Origin of the sequence: Chryseobacterium sp. HR92 (assembly GCF_045689405.1) — a bacterium.
Classification (GTDB): Bacteria; Bacteroidota; Bacteroidia; order Flavobacteriales; family Weeksellaceae; genus Chryseobacterium; species Chryseobacterium viscerum_A.
In genome coordinates this window covers 2,880,004-2,902,901 of sequence record NZ_CP139139.1, presented here as the reverse complement: position 1 = coordinate 2,902,901, position 22,898 = coordinate 2,880,004, and the positions used below count along the sequence as shown (strand labels likewise).

General features: G+C 38.3%; 21 protein-coding genes and 2 riboswitches. Of the genes, 15 read left to right on the top strand and 6 right to left on the bottom strand.

Annotated features, from left to right (window positions below):
- Window positions 1–211: 211 nt before the first annotated feature.
- Window positions 212–355 (bottom strand): bacteriocin-like protein, encoded by a 144-nt coding sequence (locus SFA27_RS13155; RefSeq protein WP_156118360.1) that lies wholly within the window; start codon window positions 353–355, stop codon window positions 212–214.
- A 283-nt stretch (window positions 356–638) separates the two neighbouring features.
- Between SFA27_RS13155 and SFA27_RS13150 the strand changes: the two genes are divergently transcribed.
- The 13 genes from SFA27_RS13150 to SFA27_RS13090 all read left to right on the top strand — a co-directional run bounded on the left by SFA27_RS13150 (window position 639) and on the right by SFA27_RS13090 (window position 13,927).
- Window positions 639–1,508 (top strand): alpha/beta fold hydrolase, encoded by an 870-nt coding sequence (locus SFA27_RS13150; protein WP_407292588.1) that lies wholly within the window; start codon window positions 639–641, stop codon window positions 1,506–1,508.
- Between the two features lie 33 nt (window positions 1,509–1,541).
- The gene (locus SFA27_RS13145) at window positions 1,542–2,135 is read left to right on the top strand and encodes a dihydrofolate reductase family protein (RefSeq protein WP_047375470.1); all 594 of its coding nucleotides are present in this window, start codon (window positions 1,542–1,544) and stop codon (window positions 2,133–2,135) included.
- Between the two features lie 47 nt (window positions 2,136–2,182).
- Window positions 2,183–2,551 carry a VOC family protein gene (locus SFA27_RS13140; RefSeq protein WP_407292586.1) on the top strand — a complete coding sequence of 123 codons (369 nt, stop codon included), beginning with the start codon at window positions 2,183–2,185 and terminating at the stop codon, window positions 2,549–2,551.
- A 99-nt stretch (window positions 2,552–2,650) separates the two neighbouring features.
- Entirely contained in the window at window positions 2,651–3,193 is a 543-nt protein-coding gene (locus SFA27_RS13135; RefSeq protein WP_407292584.1) for a hypothetical protein, read from the top strand.
- A 517-nt stretch (window positions 3,194–3,710) separates the two neighbouring features.
- Window positions 3,711–3,903, top strand: a riboswitch (cobalamin riboswitch).
- Between the two features lie 233 nt (window positions 3,904–4,136).
- A complete protein-coding gene (locus tag SFA27_RS13130) occupies window positions 4,137–4,373 on the top strand; it encodes a hypothetical protein (RefSeq protein WP_047375465.1) in 237 nt (78 codons plus the stop codon).
- Complete coding sequence (prpB, locus tag SFA27_RS13125) at window positions 4,360–5,256, top strand: methylisocitrate lyase (protein ID WP_407292581.1); 897 nt, start codon at window positions 4,360–4,362, stop codon at window positions 5,254–5,256. The genes SFA27_RS13130 and prpB overlap by 14 nt, the downstream gene beginning before the upstream one ends.
- Window positions 5,257–5,258: 2 nt before the next feature.
- Window positions 5,259–6,413 (top strand): 2-methylcitrate synthase, encoded by a 1,155-nt coding sequence (gene prpC / locus SFA27_RS13120; protein WP_407292579.1) that lies wholly within the window; start codon window positions 5,259–5,261, stop codon window positions 6,411–6,413.
- Between the two features lie 100 nt (window positions 6,414–6,513).
- Window positions 6,514–7,965 carry a bifunctional 2-methylcitrate dehydratase/aconitate hydratase gene (locus SFA27_RS13115; protein ID WP_047375459.1) on the top strand — a complete coding sequence of 484 codons (1,452 nt, stop codon included), beginning with the start codon at window positions 6,514–6,516 and terminating at the stop codon, window positions 7,963–7,965.
- 134 nt (window positions 7,966–8,099) lie between these two features.
- Entirely contained in the window at window positions 8,100–9,596 is a 1,497-nt protein-coding gene (locus tag SFA27_RS13110) for a CoA-acylating methylmalonate-semialdehyde dehydrogenase (protein WP_264518164.1), read from the top strand.
- Between the two features lie 103 nt (window positions 9,597–9,699).
- Complete coding sequence (locus SFA27_RS13105; RefSeq protein WP_047375456.1) at window positions 9,700–10,860, top strand: acyl-CoA dehydrogenase family protein; 1,161 nt, start codon at window positions 9,700–9,702, stop codon at window positions 10,858–10,860.
- A 99-nt stretch (window positions 10,861–10,959) separates the two neighbouring features.
- Window positions 10,960–12,057, top strand: coding sequence for an enoyl-CoA hydratase/isomerase family protein (locus tag SFA27_RS13100; protein ID WP_407292576.1), 1,098 nt, complete (start codon window positions 10,960–10,962; stop codon window positions 12,055–12,057).
- Window positions 12,058–12,164: 107 nt separating this feature from the next.
- A complete protein-coding gene (gene mmsB / locus SFA27_RS13095; RefSeq protein WP_047375451.1) occupies window positions 12,165–13,049 on the top strand; it encodes a 3-hydroxyisobutyrate dehydrogenase in 885 nt (294 codons plus the stop codon).
- A 95-nt stretch (window positions 13,050–13,144) separates the two neighbouring features.
- A complete protein-coding gene (locus tag SFA27_RS13090) occupies window positions 13,145–13,927 on the top strand; it encodes an enoyl-CoA hydratase/isomerase family protein (RefSeq protein ID WP_407292573.1) in 783 nt (260 codons plus the stop codon).
- A 90-nt stretch (window positions 13,928–14,017) separates the two neighbouring features.
- Here the strand turns inward: SFA27_RS13090 and SFA27_RS13085 are convergent, their stop codons facing one another.
- Window positions 14,018–14,479 (bottom strand): Lrp/AsnC family transcriptional regulator, encoded by a 462-nt coding sequence (locus SFA27_RS13085; RefSeq protein ID WP_407292571.1) that lies wholly within the window; start codon window positions 14,477–14,479, stop codon window positions 14,018–14,020.
- Between the two features lie 195 nt (window positions 14,480–14,674).
- Window positions 14,675–14,859, top strand: a riboswitch (cobalamin riboswitch).
- A 174-nt stretch (window positions 14,860–15,033) separates the two neighbouring features.
- On the opposite strand from SFA27_RS13085, the gene metE reads away from it, so the two are divergent.
- Window positions 15,034–17,337 (top strand): 5-methyltetrahydropteroyltriglutamate--homocysteine S-methyltransferase, encoded by a 2,304-nt coding sequence (gene metE, locus SFA27_RS13080; RefSeq protein ID WP_407292569.1) that lies wholly within the window; start codon window positions 15,034–15,036, stop codon window positions 17,335–17,337.
- Between the two features lie 199 nt (window positions 17,338–17,536).
- Here the strand turns inward: metE and SFA27_RS13075 are convergent, their stop codons facing one another.
- Together SFA27_RS13075 and SFA27_RS13070 are read right to left on the bottom strand one after the other, a co-directional pair.
- Window positions 17,537–18,334 carry an AraC family transcriptional regulator gene (locus SFA27_RS13075; protein ID WP_047375442.1) on the bottom strand — a complete coding sequence of 266 codons (798 nt, stop codon included), beginning with the start codon at window positions 18,332–18,334 and terminating at the stop codon, window positions 17,537–17,539.
- Between the two features lie 127 nt (window positions 18,335–18,461).
- The gene (locus tag SFA27_RS13070; protein ID WP_407292567.1) at window positions 18,462–19,877 is read right to left on the bottom strand and encodes an aldehyde dehydrogenase family protein; all 1,416 of its coding nucleotides are present in this window, start codon (window positions 19,875–19,877) and stop codon (window positions 18,462–18,464) included.
- A gap of 519 nt (window positions 19,878–20,396) precedes the next feature.
- Between SFA27_RS13070 and SFA27_RS13065 the strand changes: the two genes are divergently transcribed.
- The gene (locus SFA27_RS13065; RefSeq protein WP_407292564.1) at window positions 20,397–21,044 is read left to right on the top strand and encodes a DUF1062 domain-containing protein; all 648 of its coding nucleotides are present in this window, start codon (window positions 20,397–20,399) and stop codon (window positions 21,042–21,044) included.
- Window positions 21,045–21,113: 69 nt separating this feature from the next.
- Here the strand turns inward: SFA27_RS13065 and SFA27_RS13060 are convergent, their stop codons facing one another.
- Together SFA27_RS13060 and SFA27_RS13055 are read right to left on the bottom strand one after the other, a co-directional pair.
- Complete coding sequence (locus SFA27_RS13060) at window positions 21,114–22,349, bottom strand: RNA polymerase sigma factor (RefSeq protein ID WP_407292561.1); 1,236 nt, start codon at window positions 22,347–22,349, stop codon at window positions 21,114–21,116.
- 172 nt (window positions 22,350–22,521) lie between these two features.
- Window positions 22,522–22,863 (bottom strand): YciI family protein, encoded by a 342-nt coding sequence (locus SFA27_RS13055; RefSeq protein WP_047375435.1) that lies wholly within the window; start codon window positions 22,861–22,863, stop codon window positions 22,522–22,524.
- Window positions 22,864–22,898: the final 35 nt, after the last annotated feature.

Genomic DNA, 22,898 nt, shown 5'->3' with positions numbered 1-22,898 from the left:
TTCATACGAATTACAGGTCTTTATTTTGGAGAATACAATGTTTTAGCTTAATATCTCACATGGTGCTATGCAAATCACCCAGGGACATCTCTTTATTCCCGGAGGAGGACAGCATGCTTCGGAACAGCTCATTGCTCCGCCATTAATACTCTTCAACTGATCTCTTGAAATTTTTTTAGAATTTTTCATAGCCAGATAATTAAATTAAAACTTAAGGCTGGTTTCCACCACCACATCCGTCATATGGCATGCATTGCCACTTTCCGCCGATTAAACAAATCTGTCCGCCTCTGCAGTCAATACCACCCTTAATTGTTTTCAATTCCTGTCTTTCGATTTTCTTTAAATTTTTCATAATATTTTAGGTTTAGTTCTATCCGAAATTAATAAATTTTTATCAATTTTTGTTGAATTATTGTGAAAATATTTATCTTCAATCGCGCTATTATTTTATATTTTACCTTAAACTTTCTGAAATTGTGTAAAATCTGATATGTTTAAAAGTGCGAAAACACCCTATTAAACAGAATGTATAAGAACTGATTTCGTTTAAGAAAAATCTTGTCTTGTGACAAGTGGAATTTCATAATGACTTGCTAATTTTGGTTAAAAGTTTAACTACCAAATCCGACAATATTATGAAAAGTGTATTCAAATTCTCAACCCTGAAGTCATTACTGATTTTTACTGTTATCGCTATTGCATCACAGGTTTACGGGCAAAAAGTGAAACCATCTGAAAGTGGCTATGCACCTGTTAATGGTATCAAAGTTTACTACGAGGTCTATGGCAAAGGAAAGCCCATTGTATTGCTGCATGGTGCCTTCATGACGATTGATATGAATTGGGGCGAGTTGATCCCGGAACTGTCAAAAAACAGAAAAGTAATCGCTGTTGAATTACAGGGACATGGACATACTCCGTTTTCAGAACGGAAATTATCACATACTGATCTGGCGAATGATGTGACAAAGGTCATGGACTATCTTAAAATTGATAAGGCAGATATAGCAGGATATAGCTTTGGCGGGGCAATCGCTTATCAGCTGGCAATACAGAGCCCGCAAAGACTGAATAAGCTGGTCATTATTTCTTCAACTTATAAAAATAGCGGCTGGCTGCCTGAAGTTAATAGTGCATTTAAAGGGATGAAACCTGAGCTCTTCATGAACAGCCCTATGCATACCGCTTATGATGCCGTAGCGCCCGATAAAACAAAATGGACAAAATTTCTGGAGCAGATGATAGCTACTGCCGGACAACCATTCGACCTGGGTGATGATAATATTTCTAAAATTTCAGCGCCTGTTTTAATTATTGCTGGAGATAATGATGGTTTAGATAAAACCGAGCTGGCAAAAACTTATAAATTATTAGGCGGTGGAGTGTCTGCAGATATGGGGCCTATGCCCAAATCCCAACTGGCAATTGTTCCGGGGCAAAGCCATGTCAGCCTGATGATGCAAACCGCAACAATTCTGAATTACCTGAATAGTTTTTTACAATAATCAGATAGAATATCATTTATAAAATTGAATATAATGAGAAAAATAATTGTCTTATCAATGATTACAATGGATGGTGTTATGCAGGCACCTGGCGGCCCTGAAGAAGATACATCCGGAAATTTTAAATATGGCGGATGGACTGTATCATATGGTGATGAACTTTTCGGTGAAATCATGCAGGAAGAAATGAAACAGACTGATTATCTCCTTGGAAGAAAAACATTTGATATTTTTTCATCGTACTGGCCTCAGCATGCTGAATTTTGGCCGGGAATCAATGAAGGAAACAAGTATGTTCTGTCTCAAACCATGGAACATTCGGATTGGAAGAATACCTTTTTTCTCAAAAACCTGGATGATATCCGGAAACTTAAACAATCGGAAGGTGCTGATATTCAGATTTGGGGCAGTAGCGAACTGATTCATCTGTTGTTGAAACATGATCTTGTAGATGAACTTCGCCTAAAAATATATCCGTTGATCCTTGGCCGAGGGAAAAAGCTGTTTGATGATAATTCGGTTCCGGCTGCTTTTGTTCTGACGGAAAGCCATGTAACATCAAAAGGAGTCATTATAGCGAATTACAGACGTTCCGGAGAAATTGTAACAGGGAATGTTGAAGTGTAAATAATGTCTTAATTAATTTTATTTTTTACAACTGTTAAACCTACAATATGGATACAAAATTTGAAGCAGGAATAAATATTGCCATAAAAATTCCAAAAAATAAATATGAAAAAACGGTAGCTTTTTACAGGGATATTTTACATCTGAATGTTGAAGAAAAACCGATTAATAATCCAACTGTTTCCAGAACCCATGAGGTAAAATTCGGGAATAATATCATCTGGTTAGACTGTGTAGATAATTACACCCATTCTGAAACCTGGTTACAGCTGACGGTTCCTGATGTAGAAAAAGCTACAGAATACCTCCAATCGAACGGAGTAGAAACCTGTGATGAGATTGAAGAGCTTCCTGAAAATATGCACTGGATTACAGATCCTGCTGGCACCGTGTTTAATGTACAAGAAAGAAAATAGCAAAAGACAGAAAGAAGGTGTGGAAAATTGCTTAAAATGTGGTTTTAATCAAAATTTTAATACCTTTAACTTTCAAATCATTAAAATTTTAAACAATCCATGAAGACGAAACCACTAACTTTCATCTTAACCCTCTTTTTTCAGCTGATAAGTATCACTGCATTTTCACAGAAAACAGCAGTTCTCAACTCCTTATTGGATAAAAATACAGAATTTATTTTTCCACAAACTCCCGATAAAATCTCAAAAGCATTGAATGTGAAAACTATGTTTTATGAAGATGCCAATGAGGAAAAATATGCAAAATGGCCTACAAAAACAGGTTTGGAGTTGTACTGCAGCTTGGGAGGAAATAATGCTGTTAATGAAATGTTTTTTACCATTTCAGAGAATAAACCTGTAGTGGTAGAAGGGCTTCCATTTGGCCTTATTATGAATAAAAGCACACTGCAGGACAGCAAAACTAAGTTCAGTAAATACAATGCTAAAACGCAGAAACTTGATGCAGGCAGTGAATTTCCAGGAGGTTCAAAACTGGTTTTTAAGAAAGGGAAACATTATGCAACCTTGCTTTTTGACCATAAAAATCTGCTGAAATTTTTAAGTCTTACTACAGGACTGATTGATCCGGCCGCAAATTAATTTTAACAGAATCTCAAATACTATAAAATCCGTCACTTTTTGGCGGATTTTTTCAATGTATTGAATGATACCCGGCTGTATAAAATGATCCATTCCAAAAAAAGTACTGAAACTCCTCTGATTACAAAGCAACACAGTTGCTTTCAGAAAATGGATTGAAGAATAAAGATTAAAATTTCTGGCTAAAAAAGATATAAAAAAGATCATTTAATATCAAAAGATAAAGATCCACTATCCTTAAAAAAACAATTCAAAAAAACACTTTAATCACAGGATGAAAAACAATAGTAAATAAGCGGTTTCTTTAAACTTGTTTGATTTTTTCGTCTCATATCTTAGGGATTTAGTAACAAAAAACAAGCATAATCATCTAAATTATAATGCCTATTGGATGAAAAGTGTATTTTTAATAACAACAAAATCAATGGGTTATAGATAAATAGTTATTGTTTGCATAAAATATCTTTCACGTTTTTATAAAATACCTATATTTACCACCAAGGAGTTCTTAACATCTTCTTTATCAACCGAAACTGGTTACACTTAGCTGTGTCTTAAAAGGGAATCGTGTGCAAATCACGAACTGTCGCGCAACTGTAAGTAACATCAAGGTTTTTATCAAATAAAGGTCCACTGTATACCTGGTTATATGGGAAGGGCGATAAAAACTGTTACAAGTCAGGAGACCTGCCTATTTCGAATTGACGATGCTTTCGCGGTCTGAAGCTTATAGTCAGGTATGATACGATATGGATAACAGTGGGATCAATATATTTTGTCAGCTCATGTTATTTTTGTGATGCAAATAAGTAGTGGGGTAGTATGCTCTTTCATTATCGTGTATTCATCGTATTTTCCTTTTCCATATTTTTCTTTCTTACAAACATTGTGAAGTTTGCCAGGAACTTTTTATGAAGATTTAATCAATATAAAAAGTTAAAAAATGTACCCATTCGATTTCGATTATTTATGCAGAAGCAGCAGACTTGGAAATAAACAGGCTTGCATGGAGATAATGATTCCGAATTCCGGATTACAAAAAACGATTAACATCAATCAGCTTCCTTTTGATCTCCTTTTTACCATCACATGGAATGATGGTGGCTGCTGTTGTGCCTGTTCATGGTCTTCTGTAAACAAATTTCAACTAAACAATAAATATTATAATGACTACAAGTGAAAGTTTGAAGTCTCCCGGCATGAAATTCCGGGAGGCCATGCGAAAAGAAAGTCCGCTTCAGATTGTTGGTACCATTAATGCCAATCATGCGTTATTAGCACAGCAGACAGGTTTCAATGCAATTTACCTTTCAGGAGGTGGTGTTGCTGCCGGTTCTTTGGGGGTTCCTGATTTAGGAATTACCACGCTGGAAGATGTATTGATAGATGTTCAGCGTATCACGAATGTCTGCGAAGTACCATTAATGGTAGATGTTGACACCGGATTTGGGCCTTCAGCATTCAATGTTGCAAGAACCGTAAAGTCACTGATTAAAGCCGGGGCTGCGGCTCTGCATATTGAAGATCAGGTAGGAGCAAAACGCTGTGGACACCGACCGGGAAAAGAAGTGGTAACCAAAGAAGAAATGGTAGACAGATTGAAAGCTGCGGCAGATGCCCGTACCGATGAAAATTTTGTAATTGGTGCCCGTACAGATGCATTTGCCAATGAAGGATTAGAAAAAACACTGGAAAGAGCGGTCGCTTACAAGGAAGCGGGAGCAGATTTCATTTTTGCAGAAGCCGTTCCTGACTTAAGCTTTTATCACAAATTTGTTGAAGCTACGGGAATTCCGGTGCTGGCCAATATTACCGAATTCGGGATGATAAAAATGTACACGGTGGAGGAGTTAAAAAATGCAGGTGTAGAACTGATTCTTTATCCGCTATCGGCTTTCCGTGCTGCCAATAAAGCTGCCCAGAATGTATATGAACATCTTCGCAAAGAAGGAACCCAGGCCAATGTCTTAGATACCATGCAAACCAGGGAAGAGCTCTACCAAAGCATTGGATATTACGACTACGAACAAAAATTAGACAACCTTTTTAAACAAAATAATTGATAATGTCAAATAACAGTGAACCCACATTTAAACCTAAAAAAAGCGTTGCGCTTTCAGGGGTAGCAGCAGGTAATACTGCGCTTTGCAGTGTCGGAAAAAGTGGAAACGATCTCCATTACAGAGGATATGATATTCTGGATCTGGCAGAGAAAGCACAGTTTGAAGAAGTAGCCTATCTTTTGATCTATGGCCAGCTGCCTACCGGAGCACAATTGAAAAACTATAAAGCTAAGCTGAAATCTTTGAGAGGACTGCCTCATTCTGTGAGAAATATCCTTAAGAGTATTCCTGCTGCAGCCCATCCAATGGATGTCATGCGTTCTATGGTTTCTGCTATCGGAAGTATTCAGCCGGAAAAAGATGACCATAATATGGCGGGAGCAAGAGATATTGCAGACAAATTACTGGCATCTTTCAGCTCAGGTCTTTTATATTGGTACCATTATACCCATAATGGAAAAGAAATTGATGTAGAAACTGATGATGATACAATAGGAGGGCATTTCCTTCACCTGTTACACGGGAAGAAACCCGCAGAGTCATGGGTAAAAGCAATGGAAATTTCGTTAAACCTTTATGCAGAACATGAATTTAATGCCTCAACATTTACGAGCCGTGTGATTGCAGGAACAGGATCTGACATTTACTCTGCCATTACCGGAGCCATTGGTGCCTTAAGAGGACCAAAACATGGAGGTGCTAATGAAGTTGCTTTTGAAATCCAGAGCCGTTATAATTCTCCGGATGAAGCTGAAAGTGATATTCGCCAGCGCATTGCCAATAAAGAAGTGATTATCGGATTCGGGCATCCGGTGTATACCATTTCAGATCCGAGAAATGTAGTCATTAAAAAAGTGGCTAAAGAACTTTCCGAAGAAGCAGGAGATATGCTGCTGTATGATATTGCTGAAAGACTGGAAACGATCATGTGGGAAGAAAAGAAAATGTTCCCGAATCTGGACTGGTTCTCCGCTGTTTCTTATCATCTGATGGGAGTTCCTACTCTGATGTTCACCCCCTTATTTGTTATTTCAAGAGTGACAGGATGGAGTGCTCACATCATAGAACAGAGACAGGATGGAAAGATTATCCGCCCAAGTGCCAACTATACAGGGCCCGAAAACAAAGAATTTGTATCCATTAACGACCGAAAATAATGGAACATAGAATGTGGAAATGAAAAAGGAATAATTCATTTTCAATTTTCAATTTTCCACTTTTAACTTTTATTTAATTAAATTTTTCAACGATAAAAAAATGAGTTCACACATCTCAAACGAAAGACCACAACCCGATCAGGTATTAGCAGACATTGCAGACTATGTCTTAAACTACGAAATTAAAAATGACTTGGCATGGAAGACTGCTCATTACTGTCTTCTGGATACGATCGGCTGTGGTCTGGAAGCATTAACTTATCCTGCATGTACGAAACTTTTAGGACCTGTGGTAAAAGGAACGGTAGTTCCTAACGGAGCAAAAGTACCGGGTACTCAGTTCCAGTTGGATCCGATTCAGGCAGCGTTCAATATTGGAGCTATCATCCGTTGGCTGGATTTCAATGATACATGGCTGGCTGCAGAATGGGGACACCCTTCTGATAATCTTGGAGGAATTTTAGCCACTGCAGACTGGTTATCCAGAACAAATATTGCAGATGGAAAAGCACCTTTAAAAATGAAACAGGTCCTGGAAGCAATGATTATGGCTCACGAAATCCAGGGGGTAATGGCATTGGAAAATTCATTCAATAAAGTAGGGCTGGATCACGTTGTATTGGTAAAGCTCGCTTCTACAGCTGTAGTAGGAAAGCTGATCGGATTAAACCGTGATGAAATTATCAATGCCGTATCACTGGCTTTTGTGGACGGACAGTCTTTAAGAACTTACCGCCACGCTCCCAATACAGGTTCCCGCAAATCGTGGGCTGCAGGAGATGCTACATCAAGGGCTGTACGTCTTGCCCTGATTGCACAAACAGGAGAAATGGGCTATCCATCTGTATTGACTGCAAAAACATGGGGATTCTACGATGTCTCCTTCAAAGGGAATGAATTCAAATTCCAAAGAGAATATAGTTCTTACGTAATGGAAAATGTTCTTTTTAAAATTTCCTTCCCTGCTGAATTTCACTCGCAGACCGCAGTAGAAGCAGCAATGACATTACATGCAACTTTAAGAGACCTTGGAAAAACAACAAATGATATCAAAAAAATTACCATCCGTACCCACGAAGCTGCTATTAGAATTATTGATAAAAAAGGACCTTTAAATAATCCTGCCGACCGTGACCACTGCATCCAATATATGGTGGCTGTACCATTGATCTATGGAAGACTGACAGCTGCCGATTATGAAGATAACATCGCTTCAGATCCAAGAATTGATGTACTTCGTGACAAAATTGAATGTGTGGAAGATATTCAGTTTACAGCAGATTATCACGATCCGGAAAAACGTTCTATTGCAAATGCGATGACAGTAGAACTTAATGACGGAACTGTTTTAGACGAAATAGTGGTAGAATATCCTATTGGCCACAAACGCAGAAGAGACGAAGGTATTCCTGAACTGATCAAGAAATATAAAGTGAACCTTGCCCGTATTTTCCCGGAAAAACAACAGAGAACGATTCTTGAAAATTCATTGGAATATGACACATTAGCCAATCTTAACGTCAATGAATTCGTAGATCTTTTAGTTATTTAAAATCAATAAGAAAATGGAGAATTGAATATCAAAACGTTTTTAATGAATAGTCGATATTTTTTTGAAAATAATCAATTCTCCATTCTCATTTTTATGATCATAACTTTCAGTTCTCCATTTTTAATTTAAAAACTATGTCACAAAAAATAAAAATATTAATCAATGGAAATTTTACAGAAAGTAAAACAAAAAACTATCTTCCTGTAGAAAATCCTGCTTCACAGGAGATCCTTGCAGAAGTTCCTCTCACAGAATTATCTGAAATAGATGAAGCTATTGAAGCAGCTGCGGAAGCCTTCAAAATATGGAAAGAAGTTGCCACTCCGGAAAGAGCAAGACTATTCCTGAGATACCAGCACCTTTTAAAAGAACATCAAAAAGAAATTGCTGAAATTCTCTCTAAGGAAAATGGAAAAACCTTTGCAGATGCTATGGGAGATGTATGGCGCGGTATAGAAGTCGTGGAACATGCCTGTAATATTCCGACTCTGATGATGGGGGAAACAGTAGAAAACGTAGCAAGAGGGGTAGATACTTACAGTTACATTCAGCCTCTTGGTGTCTGTGCAGGAATTACTCCTTTCAACTTTCCGGCTATGATTCCTTTATGGATGTTTCCTATGGCGATAGCATGTGGTAATACCTTTATTTTAAAACCTTCTGAGCAGACTCCTATGACTTCCATGAAAATGGCAGAGCTGTTTTTGCAGGCAGGCTTTCCTAAAGGCGTTTTAAATATTGTTCACGGTACCAAAGATCAGGTAGATCATATTCTGAATCATACTGACATCAGAGCTATTTCATTTGTAGGTTCTGTACCGGTTGCAGAACATGTTTACCGTACCGGAACTGATAATCTGAAAAGAGTTCAGGCCTTTGGCGGTGCCAAAAATCATATGGTGGTCATGCCGGATGCCAATAAAGGACAGGTGATCAATAATCTGGTAGGAGCTTCCTGTGGTGCGGCAGGGCAGCGTTGTATGGCGATCAGTGTGGCCGTATTGGTAGGAGAGGCACAAAACTGGGTAGAAGATATTAAAACTGCTTTAAGCACAATCAGACCAGGAGTTTGGTCTGATGAATCTGCTGCATTTGGCCCGTTGATCAATAAGCAATCTAAGGAAAAAGTGGTAAGGCTGATCAAAAGTGCCTATGATCAGGGTGCAGAAGTTCTGCTGGATGGGAGCAGCTGTACTGTAGAAGGCTATGAAAACGGATATTTTGTAGGGCCTACCTTATTTAGCAATGTATCTGTGGATATGGACATCTACAAAGAGGAAATTTTTGGGCCTGCATTGCTGTTATTAAAGGCAGAAACATTAGATGAGGCGATTAGAATCATTAATGAAAACCCATATGGAAACGGAACCTCTATTTTTACCAACTCAGGAGCTGCTGCAAGAAAATTCCAGCATGAAATTGAAGTCGGGCAGATTGGAGTTAACCTTCCGATTCCTGTTCCGCTGCCGTTTTTCTCTTTTACAGGATGGCGAAAATCATTCTTTGGCGATCTGCATTCTTACGGAAAACAAGGCGTTCGTTTCTATACCGAAACCAAGACCATTACTGCCCGTTGGTTTGAAGAAGATGTACCGGGAGGAAATGTGAATATGACCATCAGCTTAAAATAAGGGAGGCAATCATTAAAAAGGACTTTACTTCTCAATCATTCACTTTTTACGTTCAATTATTCATTCTCAATTTTCAATTCAAATAAATTTTCAATTCAATATTATGGAGTTTAACCTCAATGAAGACCAGCTGGCATTTCAGGATGCCGCGAGAAAGTTTGCTGAAAAAGAGCTGTTTCCATATGCTTCAGAATGGGATGCTGAAAAGAAATTTCCCAAAGAAGCTATTGTTAAGGCCGGAGAATTGGGTTTCTGCGGTGTATACACCAGCGAAGAAGCCGGAGGGCTGGGATTATCACGGCTGGATGCAGCCATTATATTCGAAGAATTAGCCGCAGCCTGTCCTTCCACTACTGCTTATATTACCATACATAATATGGTTTCATGGATGATTGATGAATTTGGAAGTGATGAAGTCAGAAAAGACTTATGTCCGGATCTGGCATCAGGCCAACTCTTAGGCTCCTACTGTCTTACTGAACCGGGCTCAGGCTCAGATGCAGCAGGTTTGAAAACGACAGCCGTAAAAAAAGGAAATAAATATAGTATTAACGGAACCAAAGCATTTATCTCCGGAGCAGGTGAAAGTGATATATTAATTGTCATGGCCCGTACGGGAGAATCCGGCACCAAAGGAATCAGTGCTTTTGTAGTACATGCAGATACTCCTGGAATAAGTTTTGGAGAAAAAGAAAAAAAGCTGGGCTGGAATACACAGCCGACCCGTTTTGTATTTTTAGATCATGTAGAGGTAGAAGAGAAATATCTTTTAGGCTCATTAGGAGAAGGATTTAAAATAGCTCTGAAAGGATTGGACGGAGGCCGCATCAACATCGGAACCTGTTCTGTAGGAGCTGCGCAGGGAGCAATTAATCAGGCTCAGCGCTATATGCATGAAAGGCAGCAGTTCGGGAAATCATTAGCCCAGTTTCAGTCTCTTCAGTTTAAAATTGCAGATATGGTGACAGAGCTGGTTGCTGCCCGTCAAATGGTACAGTTAGCAGCATTTAAACTTGATTCCAAAGATCCCAATGCCACTATTTATTGTGCCATGGCAAAAAGACTGGCTACGGATATGAGTTTTAATATATGCAACGAGGCCCTTCAGATCTTAGGAGGCTATGGCTGTACACAGGATTTTCCGGTTGAAAGGCTGATGCGTGACGCCAGAGTACATCAGGTCGTGGAAGGAACCAATGAAATTATGAAACTCGTGATCTCAAGAAAGATCCTTGAAGAAGGAGCTACTCTACAAATAAGATGATTAATAGATTTTTCATTAATGTAGAATCTTTAGCATTTAACTTAGACAACTTTTAATAACAATCTTCAACTCTCAACCCTCATTTTTTAATTAAATACCATGAGTGTAATTATAACAGAAATAAAAAATAACGTCGGAATTATTACCCTGAACTCCGAAAAAACGCTCAATTCGCTGTCATTGGAAATGATAGAAGAACTGAAAGTTGTTTTGGAAAACTGGAAAACTTCCGGTGAAGTAGCCTGTATATTCCTTCAGGGAGCTGGTGAAAAAGCTTTATGTGCAGGTGGTGATGTAAGAAAATTACATGATGCTATTATTGCACAGCGTACAACAGACGGTACAAAAGTGCCACAAGACTGTTTCGACTTCTTCTCAAAAGAATACCAGGTAGATTATATGATTCATACTTACCCAAAACCTGTTATCGTTTGGGGACACGGAATTGTAATGGGAGGTGGAATTGGTCTGATGGTGGGTGCTTCACACCGTATCGTTACTGAAAGAAGTAAGCTGGCAATGCCTGAAATTACAATTGGATTGTATCCTGATGTAGGGGGAACCTGGTTTTTGAATAAAATGCCTTCTGCCTATGGTATCTATTTAGGATTAACAGGCGCAAGGCTGGATGGAGCAGATTGTAAATTTTTAGGACTTGCAGATTATTATATAGAATCCTCCTCAAAAGAAGCTGTTCTCAATGCCCTTCAACAGGCAGACTGGAGCGGAACATCTCATAAAACCGTATCCCATATCCTTGAGAATATTTCAAAAGAAGTCCTTATTCCTCAGTCTCAGGCAGCATTGCATGAGTCTTTTATCAAGCAGTTTGAAGAAGTCAACTCTCTGGAAGATTTCAGAAAAATATTGATCAGCCACAATGATAAAGATGAATGGGTGAATAATGGAGTGAAAAGCTTTGAAGCCGGATCTCCAAGTTCGGCACACATTATTTTCAGGCAGCTGAAACAAGGTAAAGGTTTAAGTCTTGAGGAAGTTTTTCAATCTGAACTGAATCTGTCATGCCAGTGCTGTATCCACCCTGATTTTGCAGAAGGAGTAAGAGCATTATTAGTCGACAAAGATATGTCTCCAAAATGGCATCCCGCAACATTGGATGACATTACGGAAGAATGGGTAGATTCTTACTTTAAAGAATTGAAAATGGAAAATGAAAAGCTGAGAATGGAGATCTAAGTATTAGAAATGAAGTTTTTACATTCTTTTTTCAACATCTGATAATAGCATTTTTCCATCAATAGAGAACATTGAACTATCAACCTTAAACTTTAAATCAAGAAATTATGTCAAATATAGCATTCATAGGATTAGGAAATATGGGCGGGCCTATGGCCGTTAACCTGATCAAAAAAGGCCATCATGTTGTGGGTTTTGACCTTTCGGAAGAAGCTCTAAAAATATTGGTGTCAGAGGGAGGACAGGCTGCCGAATCTGCTGTATTAGCATCTAAGGATGCTGATGTAGTGATCTCAATGCTGCCTTCAGGAAAACACGTAGCTGACCTTTATTCAGAAGAGTTTATAAACAGTCTGAAACCAAACACATTATTGATTGACAGCAGCACTATTGATGCGGTTACAGCACGTACAGTTGCTGAACTTGCTGCTTCAAAAGGCTGCAGAATGATAGATGCCCCCGTTTCAGGAGGAACTGCAGGAGCTCAGGCGGGTACATTAACCTTTATTGTGGGTGGTAAACAGGAAGATTATGAAAAAGCCAGACCGATACTTAAGTGTATGGGACAGAATATATTCCATGCCGGAGAATCCGGAGCGGGACAGGTTGCTAAAATCTGTAATAATATGCTGCTGGCCATTCATATGATCGGAACTTCAGAAGCTATCAATCTGGGCGTAAAACATGGTCTTAACCCTCAGACTTTAAGCGAAATTATGCAGAAAAGCTCCGGGAAAAACTGGTCTCTAGATGTGTATAATCCTTATCCGGGAGTGATGGAAAATGCTCCGGCTTCCCGTAATTATTCCGGTGGTTTTGCCGTAGACCTGATGACAAAAGATTTGGGTCTTGCTGCAGAAGCCGGACTGGAAACCAAAACATCCACACCTCTCGGCAATACCGCATTGAATTTATACAGAATGTGGAGCGAATCCGGAAACGGAAAAACAGACTTTTCAAGTATTATCCAATTTCTAAATAGAGACCTTTAAAAATTTGAATAGAAGATAAAAACCTCTCTATGACCACTTTTCAATAATTTTCAACTATCAACTATCAACTATCAACTATCAACTATCAATTAAAAATGACTTTCGAAACATTACTATATCAACAAAACGGGCACATCGGAACACTGAGGATTAACCGTCCGCAGGCATTAAATGCTTTGAATAAACAGGTTTTACAGGAACTGAAATCATTTGCCAGCCAGATAAGATCAGATAAAAATATCAGAGTGTTAATTATTACAGGTTCCGGTGAAAAAGCTTTTGTTGCAGGGGCGGATATTAAAGCAATGCAGCAAATGACTCCCGCAGAAGCAGAGACTTTTTCAATTGCTGCACAAGCTTCTTTTAATGCGATCGAAGAACTTCCTTTTGCGGTGATAGCCGCTGTAAATGGTTTTGCATTGGGAGGAGGTTGTGAACTCGCTTTATCCTGTGATATTATTCTGGCCAGCGGGAAAGCAAAATTTGGACTCCCTGAAGTAACATTAGGATTATTGCCTTGTTTTGGCGGAACCCAGCGTCTTCCAAGAGCTATTGGATTATACAAAGCAAGAGAAATGGTTTTCTCCGGAGAATTTTATTCCGCAGAAGCCTGTAAAGATTTTGGTTTTGTCAATCATGTTTTTGCTCCCGAAGAATTACTGAACGAAGCCCAAAAACTGGCAGAAAAAATTGCTGCAAGAGGACCTGTAGCTGTGGCAAAAGCGAAACAATCTTTAAATACAGGATTTGAACTGCATATCACAGACGGATTACAGCAGGAAGCCGCCTTATTCGGAGAATTGTTTACAACACAAGATCACAATGAAGGCATTGGGGCATTTATAGAAAAACGAAACCCGGACTTTAAAGGAAGCTAATGGGAATGGAAAATTGAGAATTAAAACTAGGATGGCTTAACATAATAAATCGTTAGGTATCATGCTTAATTTTTTAATTCTCAATTTTTATTAGATGGTGATTCCATGATTGTTTTTCACTTCAGCCATGACAAACGTACTGTGGGTACTCCCGATAGAATCTACAGATCCAAGTTTGTTAAACACAAAATCCTGGTAATGTTTCATATCCCGTACCTGAACTTTCAAAAGGAAATCAAAATCTCCGGAAATATTGTAACATTCCGCAACTTCTTCAATTTCTAAAATTTCTTTCACAAAATCATACCCCACAGATCTGTCGTGAATTTTTAGCTTAATCTGACAGAAAACCGTAAAGCTGCGGTTGAGCTTTTCAGCATCAAGAACAGCCGCATACCTTTTCACAAATCCTTCCTGTTCCAATCTTTTTACCCTTTCAAAAACCGGTGAAGTAGAGAGGTTCACTTCCTTTGCAAGCTCTTTAACGGTCAGTTTTGCATTTTTCTGGAGCAGCCTGAGCAGCTGTACATCCTTATCATCGAGTTGTTCCACAGAATATTATTCTTTTAGATTATAAAAACAGTCAAATTTAAAGAATTGTATGCTTTTATTAATGTTTTTAAAAGTTTATTTTGCTTAATTAATTGACTTTAATTGTATGTTTATTCTGTATTGTTAATTTTACACAAAATTAAAAACTTTTACTGATGACCATTGTTAGAGGTAAAAGTACAGTTCTTTAGAGATACTTCATCAAACAGGAAAGGTTTTACTTAACGTAGACTAATAGGGAATCGTGTGAGAATCACGAGCTGTCGCGCAACTGTAAGTAACACCGAAGGTTTCTGTCCTTGTATATCCACTGCCAAAATCGGGAAGGATGACGGAAACTGTTACAAGTCAGGAGACCTGCCTTTACTGAATTGACAATGCTTTCGCGGTCTGAAGCTTTTGGGTCATACAGATGATATATCGGATTCATGTGTTTTTTCTTTATGGGAAATGCACAATCTGTTATATCATGATTCCAGAAATTTTTATCCGTTAAAACATTCCGAAGCATTTTAAAAAGACTTTACCATTAAGTTTAATTAAAAAGTAAAAAAATGCAAACTCACATTCTGGGCTATCCGCGTATTGGTAGCAAAAGAGAACTCAAAAAAGCCTGCGAGCAATATTGGTCAGGTAAAATCCTTTTGGAAGAACTTCTGAATACAGGCAGAAATATCTGTAACCAAAACTGGAACATTCAGAAAGAAGCGGGAATAGATCTTATTCCTTGTAATGATTTTTCATACTATGATCAGGTATTGGACATGAGCCTTGTGGTAGGGGCGATTCCTGCACGTTACCATGAAGTAGTGCTTAAAAAGAACAACTCTGAACTGGATCTTTATTTTGCAATGGCAAGAGGATATCAGAAAGATGGACTAGATATTACTGCAATGGAAATGACAAAATGGTTCGATACCAATTATCATTATATCGTTCCCGAGTTTTATAAAAACCAGCAGTTTAAACTGAGCTCAGATAAAATTTTTAATGAATTTGCAGGAGCAAAACAGGCAGGAATCAATGCAAAACCTGTAATTATCGGACTGGTTTCTTATCTGTTATTAGGAAAAGAGAAAGAAGAAGGATTTGATAAACTGGATCTGGCTGCAAACCTTCTTCCCGTATATATAGAGATCTTAACTAAACTTCAGGAGCAGGGCGCAGAGTGGATTCAGTTTGATGAACCTTTTTTAGCATTGGATTTAACGGAGAAAGCAAAAGAAACCTATCATTTTGTGTACGCCGAAATAAGAAAACGTTTCCCGAAACTGAAATTTATGGTGGCCACTTATTTTGAAGGATTAAATGATAATGGATTACTTGCTGTATCACTTCCTGTAAATGTATTACATATTGATCTTGTGAGAAATCCTGAACAATTAGACGATATTCTGAATATTGTTCCGGAAAGTTTAAGTCTTTCATTGGGAGTGGTTGACGGAAGAAATATCTGGAAAAATGATTTTGAAAAGTCTTTATATTTCATCAATAAAGCAATTGAGAAATTAGGATCAGAAAGGATTTTGATTGCTCCTTCCTCTTCATTGCTTCATTCGCCATGTGATCTGGATTTTGAAACCAGTCTTAACCCGGAAATTAAAAACTGGCTGGCTTTTGCCAAACAGAAAGTGACAGAAGTTGTAACGCTTAAAGAACTGGTATCCGGAACAGAAAATGAACAGATTCTTGCTTCTTTTGAAGAAAATAAAAAAGCAATTGCAAGCAGAAAAACATCCTCGCTTATTCATAATGATGAGGTGAAGCAAAGAGCAAATGCTGTCACTGAAAAAGATACACAAAGGATAAATACTTTTAAAATCCGTAAAGAAGAACAGCAGAAAGTACTACAGCTTCCTTTATTCCCAACGACTACGATCGGATCATTTCCACAGACAACGGAGGTAAGAAGCTGGAGAGCAAAATTCAAGAAAGGAGAGCTGACAGCAGAACAGTATGATACATTACTGAAGGAGGAAACCCAAAGAACGATTAACTGGCAGGAAGACATCGGAATAGATGTATTGGTTCACGGGGAATTTGAACGTAACGATATGGTGGAATATTTCGGGGAACAGCTGGAAGGTTTTGTATTCACAAAAAATGGCTGGGTACAGAGCTATGGAAGCCGTTGTGTAAAACCTCCTGTGATCTTCGGTGATGTTTCCCGTCCGACACCAATGACGGTATATTGGTCTCAATATGCACAATCCCAGACTGAAAAATGGGTAAAAGGAATGCTTACGGGTCCGGTTACTATTTTACAATGGTCATTTGTGCGTGATGATCAGCCTCGTTCCGAGACATGTAAACAGATTGCTCTGGCCATCCGTGATGAGGTTGTGGATCTTGAAAAAGCAGGAATCAGAATTATTCAGATTGATGAGCCTGCGATAAGAGAAGGGCTTCCATTACGAAAAACAGATTGGCAGAACTATCTGAAATGGGCCGTAGAAGCTTTCAGAATTTCAGCAAGCGGAGTGGAAGATGCCACCCAGATTCATACCCATATGTGTTATTCAGAATTCAATGATATTATTGAAAACATTGCCGATATGGATGCAGACGTGATTACCATAGAATGTTCCCGTTCTCAGATGGAGCTGCTGAATGCTTTCGCAAATTTCAGATATCCGAATGAAATTGGTCCCGGAGTATATGATATTCATTCCCCAAGGGTTCCGTCAAAAGAAGAAATGATTGAACTGCTGAGAAAAGCCCAAAACGTGATCCCGGCCAGCCAGCTTTGGGTAAATCCCGACTGCGGACTGAAAACAAGGCATTGGGAAGAAACCGAAAAAGCTTTGATAGCAATGGTAGCCGCAGCTAAAGAAGCTTCCGTAGAATATGCACTTTAAAATAGTTTAAAATAATTAGATACAATTTCTCAGATCGTGCCATGATATTCATGGCACGATTTATTATAGTAACCCTTTAAAACATTGCTCTATGTTCCTGAAAGTTTGAAAAGTGATATGAAAGTGAAAATTATTACAATAGCTGTTATCATCCTGGTGATTCTCGCTTTCAGATACTTTTTTTTAGATGAAGTTTAGGTTATTTTGCCTGTAATGAACTCGGTGGATAACCAAACTGTTTTTTAAATGCAAAGGAGAAATGGGATAAATTTTCAAACCCGAGATCCAGATAAATATCAGAAACCGATCTTCCTTTTTGGGTAAGCAGAAAATGTGCTTCCTTTAGCCGTCGAAGCTGCAGCCATTGTCTTGGAGGAATACCAAAAATCTTTTGAAAATCTCTTTTAAACGCAGACAGACTTCTCCCGGTTAGATAAGCAAAACGTTCCACATTGACATTGAAATGAAAATTTTTGTTCATAAATGTTTCAATATCTATTTTATAAGGCTCTGAGAAATCAAATAAAATATCTTTAAGGCCCGGATCATTGCTCAGCATCAGAAGTAAAGCTTCTTTCTGTTTGAGACGCAGAAGTTCTGTAGAAGCAGGAAGTTCTTCATAAGCCAGTAAAGAATACATAAAAGAAGTTAACGCCTTTTGATCCGGTTTTATAAAGGCCGGAGTATTGTCCTTCTTTTCTGCCTGATATCCATACTCACGGCTGAAATCACGTAAAATAGCTTCATCAAAATAGATGGTTACTGTTCTTATCTCACCATTTTTAGGAGGATATTTAGCAAATTTCAAAAGACGGTTTTTCCTTGCGGAATAAAGCTCTCCTTCCTTGAACATCGTTTTTGTAATCCCGTCATTCAGTTCCATTTCCCCGGAAAGCACCAGTCCCAGGCTGTGGATCCGTGCAAATTGTTCTCCTTCCCTGAATTCTGAAAAGTGACAGGAGTAATTGATAGGTAAAGGAATATTATTTTCGCTCATAGCTCAGACGGGTATTTCTTGATCGATTCTTTTTTCAAACTTACAAAACTTTTTTAGTACCACTGATGGATTACATATTGTTTAAATCCTCAAAGCCTGCTATTCATAGACTTTGAGGATTGCAATATCAGGCAAGAATTGTTTTAGGTTCCAGATAAGCTTCCAATCCGAATACCCCATACTCACGGCCGATACCGCTTTGTTTGAAGCCACCGAAAGGAGCATAAGGATCATGTGAAAACCCATTGATACAAATTCTTCCGGCATCAATCTGTGCGGCAATACGTTCTGCATGCTCTTTATCGGAAGAACTGATGTAAGCTGCGAGACCGTAAGTAGTGTCATTGGCAATGGAAACAGCTTCCTCTTCATTAGTATAAGGAATAATAGACAGCACAGGCCCGAAAATCTCCTCCTGAGCGATACGCATATCATTACGGACATTGGTAAAAATGGTTGCTTTTACAAAATTACCGTTTTCAAGACCTTCCGGCTTTCCTTCACCACCTGCAAGCAGAGTAGCACCTTCTTCCTGTCCCAGGCGGATGTAGCTTTGTACTCTTTCAAACTGCTTGGTGCTTACCATAGGCCCTACAAGAGTATCTTCTTCATCAGGATTTCCTACTTTTACTTGTTCTGCAGCTTTTTTAGCCAGTTCATTCACTTTATCCAATCGGTTTTTGGGAACAAGCAGACGGGTAGGAGCGATACATGCTTGTCCGTTGTTCATATACGCTCCGAAAACAGCCATGGGAATAGCTTTTTCCAGATCGGCATCTTCAAGGATGATATTAGGTGATTTTCCTCCAAGTTCAAGCGTTACTCTTTTCATAGTATCTACGGCTCCTTTGGCAATAGCTTTTCCCGTAAGGGTGGACCCAGTGAAAGAAATTTTGGCGATGTCCGGATGCTGCGTAATTTCTGCGCCTACTACATTTCCTAATCCGTTTACAATATTGAATATTCCTGCAGGTAAACCGGCTTCATGGAAACATTCAGTAAGCAGCTGGGTTTGTGCAGCACTCATTTCACTTGGTTTGATAACGGCAGTACATCCCGCTGCAATAGCGGTAGCCAGTTTGTTGCAGATGAAACTGTTGCTGGCATTCCATGGAGTAATGATTCCTACCACTCCCAAAGATTCAAAACGTACCTTAGAATGTCCTACAGTTTTTTCAAAATCATAAGATTCTAAAGTCGTAATGGTTGTTGTAAAGGCTGAAATGGCATTTTGAACACTCATTCTGCAGAACTGCAGGGTTCCTCCATATTCATTTACCATCACAGAAACCAGCTCATCCTCCCGTTTGCTCACAGCTTCATGTAGTTTTTTAAGTAAACTGATACGTTCTTCTTTTGTTGTTTTTGAAAAGGTTGAAAAAGCTTTCTTCGCTGCGGCGATGGCTATTCGGGTATCTTCTTCATTCCCAAGAACGACTTCTCCGGTTTTTTGATTGGTCGTAGGGTTGATAAGGTCAAATGTTTCTGTTCCATTCGGTGTAACAAATTCACCGTTGATGTAAATTTTATTAATCTGTTTCATTTTGATGATTTTAATACCACAAAGTTCGTCACAAACAGAAAAGACAGGTTTGCTGTAAGGTTCAATTTTTATTTGTTGTATGGCTCATTTTAGAGACTGATTTCTATGGGAAATACAAACTGTTTGTTATCTTTTTTGAATTAATAGGAAAAAATGATTTGTTCTTCCCTGAAATTGATTACTTTTATCATAACCAAGTAAATAGGTCGTTTTGAGAACAACACTTAAACTTATTACTGCTTAGTATCAGTCTTCGTAACCACAGGCTGATCGTTCTTTCGTTTGGGTAATTCTACCCAAACAGGTTTTCATTTCATCATATTATTACTGTATTGCCTGCAAAGGGCAGCTATATCTGTTGTTTTTAGTCTTATCATTATGATTTTCAAAGACTGAATACAGATTACAATTATACCTTAAGAATAGTCTTTGGGTAAGTCTCAGATGTATCAACCTTCTTGTAATGCGTGAATAATATGGAAAAAATCCAACAAAGAATAACAAGCACGATTATAAGTAATGAGTACAACACATATTTGGGAGGTAAAAGCGAAAAATACTCCCTTACTAAAAAAGAAATGCAATCATTGTAGCAGCGACAGGTTTTACTGCAGCGATAAATTCAGACTGAATGCTCAAAAAAAGAATATTGATATATGGTTGATTTACCGATGTATAAAATGCAGCAACACCTATAACATGACTGTTTTTTCAAGAATAAGAACAGAATCTGTCAGTAAAGAACTGTTTAATAAATTTTCAGAAAATAATACGGAAATTGCCTGGGAATATGCTTTCTCACAGGAAATAAGACGGAAAAATAATGTAGAAGCAGATATGGAAAGTGTAGAATATGAAATCCTGTACAATACCATCTCTGTTGAAGATCTGATCAGGATGGACAGTGAAATGATTTCGTTTCAAATACAATGTTCTTTTGATTTTAACGTAAGAGTTTCCACTGTTATCAGGACATGTTTAGGTCTTTCATCATCTAAATTGAATCTTCTGCTTGATTCAGATACAGTTTATTTTAACGGAAAGCCTTTACAAAAGAAATACAAGATTAAAAACAGTGATATCATTAATATCAACAGGCAAGAGCTTATCAACATTTATCTTATTGGGAAAGAGAGCTTATTTCTCAATATTGTAAATGATAAATAATAAAAAAAGAGGCTGTCTCAAGAGTCAAATTATTTGACTCTTGAGACAGCCTCTTTTGTATGTTGAAATTTACTTTGTTTCTTTTAAAAGATTGATCTGTTTCTGTAACGTCTGTTTTTCCGGCTTTGATTTGGTCAGACGGATCGCTTCTTCAAAATGAGGAATTGCTTTATCAGGATGGTTTTCAGAATATAAATATCCCAGTAATCCATGATAATACCCGTTACCGGTGAGATTAAGCTTTTCAACTTCTGTGGCAGCTATCTCTTTTCCGTACACTTTGGAAAAAGCAAAAGCCCTGTTTAAGGCAGTAACCGGAGAGTATTCAATGATAACAAGCTGATTGTACAGGTTTAAAATATGCGGCCATTTATCTTTGGCAGATGAAGTATGCCAATACGCAATACCTGCTTCCAGATGATATTTTGAAACGGAAGTAGTATTGGTCTCACAGGCTTCTATGAGGTAATAATTACCTTTTTCTATCAAAGTTGTATCCCATAATGTTTCGTCCTGTTCATCAAAAAGAATGGCTTCACCTTGTTCATTGGTTCTTGCATCAAGTCTTGAACTCTGAAAACACATCAGGGCCAGCAGTGCATTGGTCTTTGGAATATTGGTAAATGGGTTATCGGTAAGGATCAGGGTAAGTCTTATGGCTTCCAGACAAAGGTCTTTACGGATCAAAAGATTATTTGTTCTGGAGAAATAACCTTCATTAAACAATAAATATAAAGTAGCCAATACCGTCTCCAGACGCTGATGAATATCCTGTTCACTTAAAGAATCTACTGTAAAATGGTGTGTTCTGAGAGCTTCCCGGCCCCGTTGCAAACGTTTTTTAATTGTTTCCGTTTTAGAAAGGAAAGCATTGGCAATTTCTTCCACGCTGAAACCGCAGAGGATCTGAAGAGCCAGACATATCTGGGTTTCCTGGGAATTGACAGGGTTGCAGGCTGCAAAAATCATTTCCAGCTGGCTGTCCGAGATGTTTTTGGTATCGAAATCTATTGTTGGATGCTCTTTTTCAGCGGTTCTTATTTCCTCTTCTTTGTTTTTTTCAATAATGGACAGATGTTTGAAATAGTCCTTGGCTTTATTCTTAGCCACTGTATAAAGCCAGGCTGCAGGATTATCCGGAAGTCCGTTTACAGCCCAGTATTCCGAAGCTTTAAGGAAGGTGTCACCAGCAATATCTTCTGCAATTTCGATATGTTTAATATCAAAACTTCTGCAAAGCACCGCAACAATTTTGCTGTACTCAGTTCTGAATAAATGCGGTGTTATTTCATTCGGATTTGTCATGGCTGATCAAAAGACTATATTAAAGGTAATTATATTTGTTTTGAAAGCTTGAAACACTGGAGTTACTATTTTTCTGCAAAAATCTGCGGCATCTGCACAATTTACGTGAAGGTTTTGTATTTTATTTTCTATAGATTGAGCAGATGACGCAGATGAAATTTCATAATTACTATTACAATTTACTGATTTCCCTTACTTCCACATTTCCCCCAAATAACAGAATAGGACAGTCTTTGCATAAAGCTGCAGCTTCTTCAATGGATTCTGCGTTGATAAGGGTGTATCCCATAATTGATTCTTTAATCTCAGCGTAAGGACCATCGGAAATTACTCCGTCGGATTTTACAACCTGTCCTGTACTTTCCAGGCGGTTTCCCCTGTCTGCCAGTTTATTTTGCGCAGCAATTCCTGCGATCCAGTTCATCCATTTCTGGGTATTGGCCTGCATTTGTTCCGGTGATGTCTTGGGCATAGACTTGTAGTCTGCACGGAAGACTAATAAGAATTCTTTCATTGTATTCAAATTTTTGATTCATCTTAATGACGACC

What these genes read in the sequence shown, in the direction of transcription:
- SFA27_RS13155 (WP_156118360.1), bottom strand. Translation starts at nt 355, where the DNA reads ATGAAAAATTTAAAGAAAATCGAAAGACAGGAATTGAAAACAATTAAG.
- SFA27_RS13150 (WP_407292588.1), top strand. Translation starts at nt 639, where the DNA reads ATGAAAAGTGTATTCAAATTCTCAACCCTGAAGTCATTACTGATTTTT.
- SFA27_RS13145 (WP_047375470.1), top strand. Translation starts at nt 1,542, where the DNA reads ATGAGAAAAATAATTGTCTTATCAATGATTACAATGGATGGTGTTATG.
- SFA27_RS13140 (WP_407292586.1), top strand. Translation starts at nt 2,183, where the DNA reads ATGGATACAAAATTTGAAGCAGGAATAAATATTGCCATAAAAATTCCA.
- SFA27_RS13135 (WP_407292584.1), top strand. Translation starts at nt 2,651, where the DNA reads ATGAAGACGAAACCACTAACTTTCATCTTAACCCTCTTTTTTCAGCTG.
- SFA27_RS13130 (WP_047375465.1), top strand. Translation starts at nt 4,137, where the DNA reads ATGTACCCATTCGATTTCGATTATTTATGCAGAAGCAGCAGACTTGGA.
- prpB (WP_407292581.1), top strand. Translation starts at nt 4,360, where the DNA reads ATGACTACAAGTGAAAGTTTGAAGTCTCCCGGCATGAAATTCCGGGAG.
- prpC (WP_407292579.1), top strand. Translation starts at nt 5,259, where the DNA reads ATGTCAAATAACAGTGAACCCACATTTAAACCTAAAAAAAGCGTTGCG.
- SFA27_RS13115 (WP_047375459.1), top strand. Translation starts at nt 6,514, where the DNA reads ATGAGTTCACACATCTCAAACGAAAGACCACAACCCGATCAGGTATTA.
- SFA27_RS13110 (WP_264518164.1), top strand. Translation starts at nt 8,100, where the DNA reads ATGTCACAAAAAATAAAAATATTAATCAATGGAAATTTTACAGAAAGT.
- SFA27_RS13105 (WP_047375456.1), top strand. Translation starts at nt 9,700, where the DNA reads ATGGAGTTTAACCTCAATGAAGACCAGCTGGCATTTCAGGATGCCGCG.
- SFA27_RS13100 (WP_407292576.1), top strand. Translation starts at nt 10,960, where the DNA reads ATGAGTGTAATTATAACAGAAATAAAAAATAACGTCGGAATTATTACC.
- mmsB (WP_047375451.1), top strand. Translation starts at nt 12,165, where the DNA reads ATGTCAAATATAGCATTCATAGGATTAGGAAATATGGGCGGGCCTATG.
- SFA27_RS13090 (WP_407292573.1), top strand. Translation starts at nt 13,145, where the DNA reads ATGACTTTCGAAACATTACTATATCAACAAAACGGGCACATCGGAACA.
- metE (WP_407292569.1), top strand. Translation starts at nt 15,034, where the DNA reads ATGCAAACTCACATTCTGGGCTATCCGCGTATTGGTAGCAAAAGAGAA.
- SFA27_RS13075 (WP_047375442.1), bottom strand. Translation starts at nt 18,334, where the DNA reads ATGAGCGAAAATAATATTCCTTTACCTATCAATTACTCCTGTCACTTT.
- SFA27_RS13070 (WP_407292567.1), bottom strand. Translation starts at nt 19,877, where the DNA reads ATGAAACAGATTAATAAAATTTACATCAACGGTGAATTTGTTACACCG.
- SFA27_RS13065 (WP_407292564.1), top strand. Translation starts at nt 20,397, where the DNA reads ATGAGTACAACACATATTTGGGAGGTAAAAGCGAAAAATACTCCCTTA.
- SFA27_RS13060 (WP_407292561.1), bottom strand. Translation starts at nt 22,349, where the DNA reads ATGACAAATCCGAATGAAATAACACCGCATTTATTCAGAACTGAGTAC.
- SFA27_RS13055 (WP_047375435.1), bottom strand. Translation starts at nt 22,863, where the DNA reads ATGAAAGAATTCTTATTAGTCTTCCGTGCAGACTACAAGTCTATGCCC.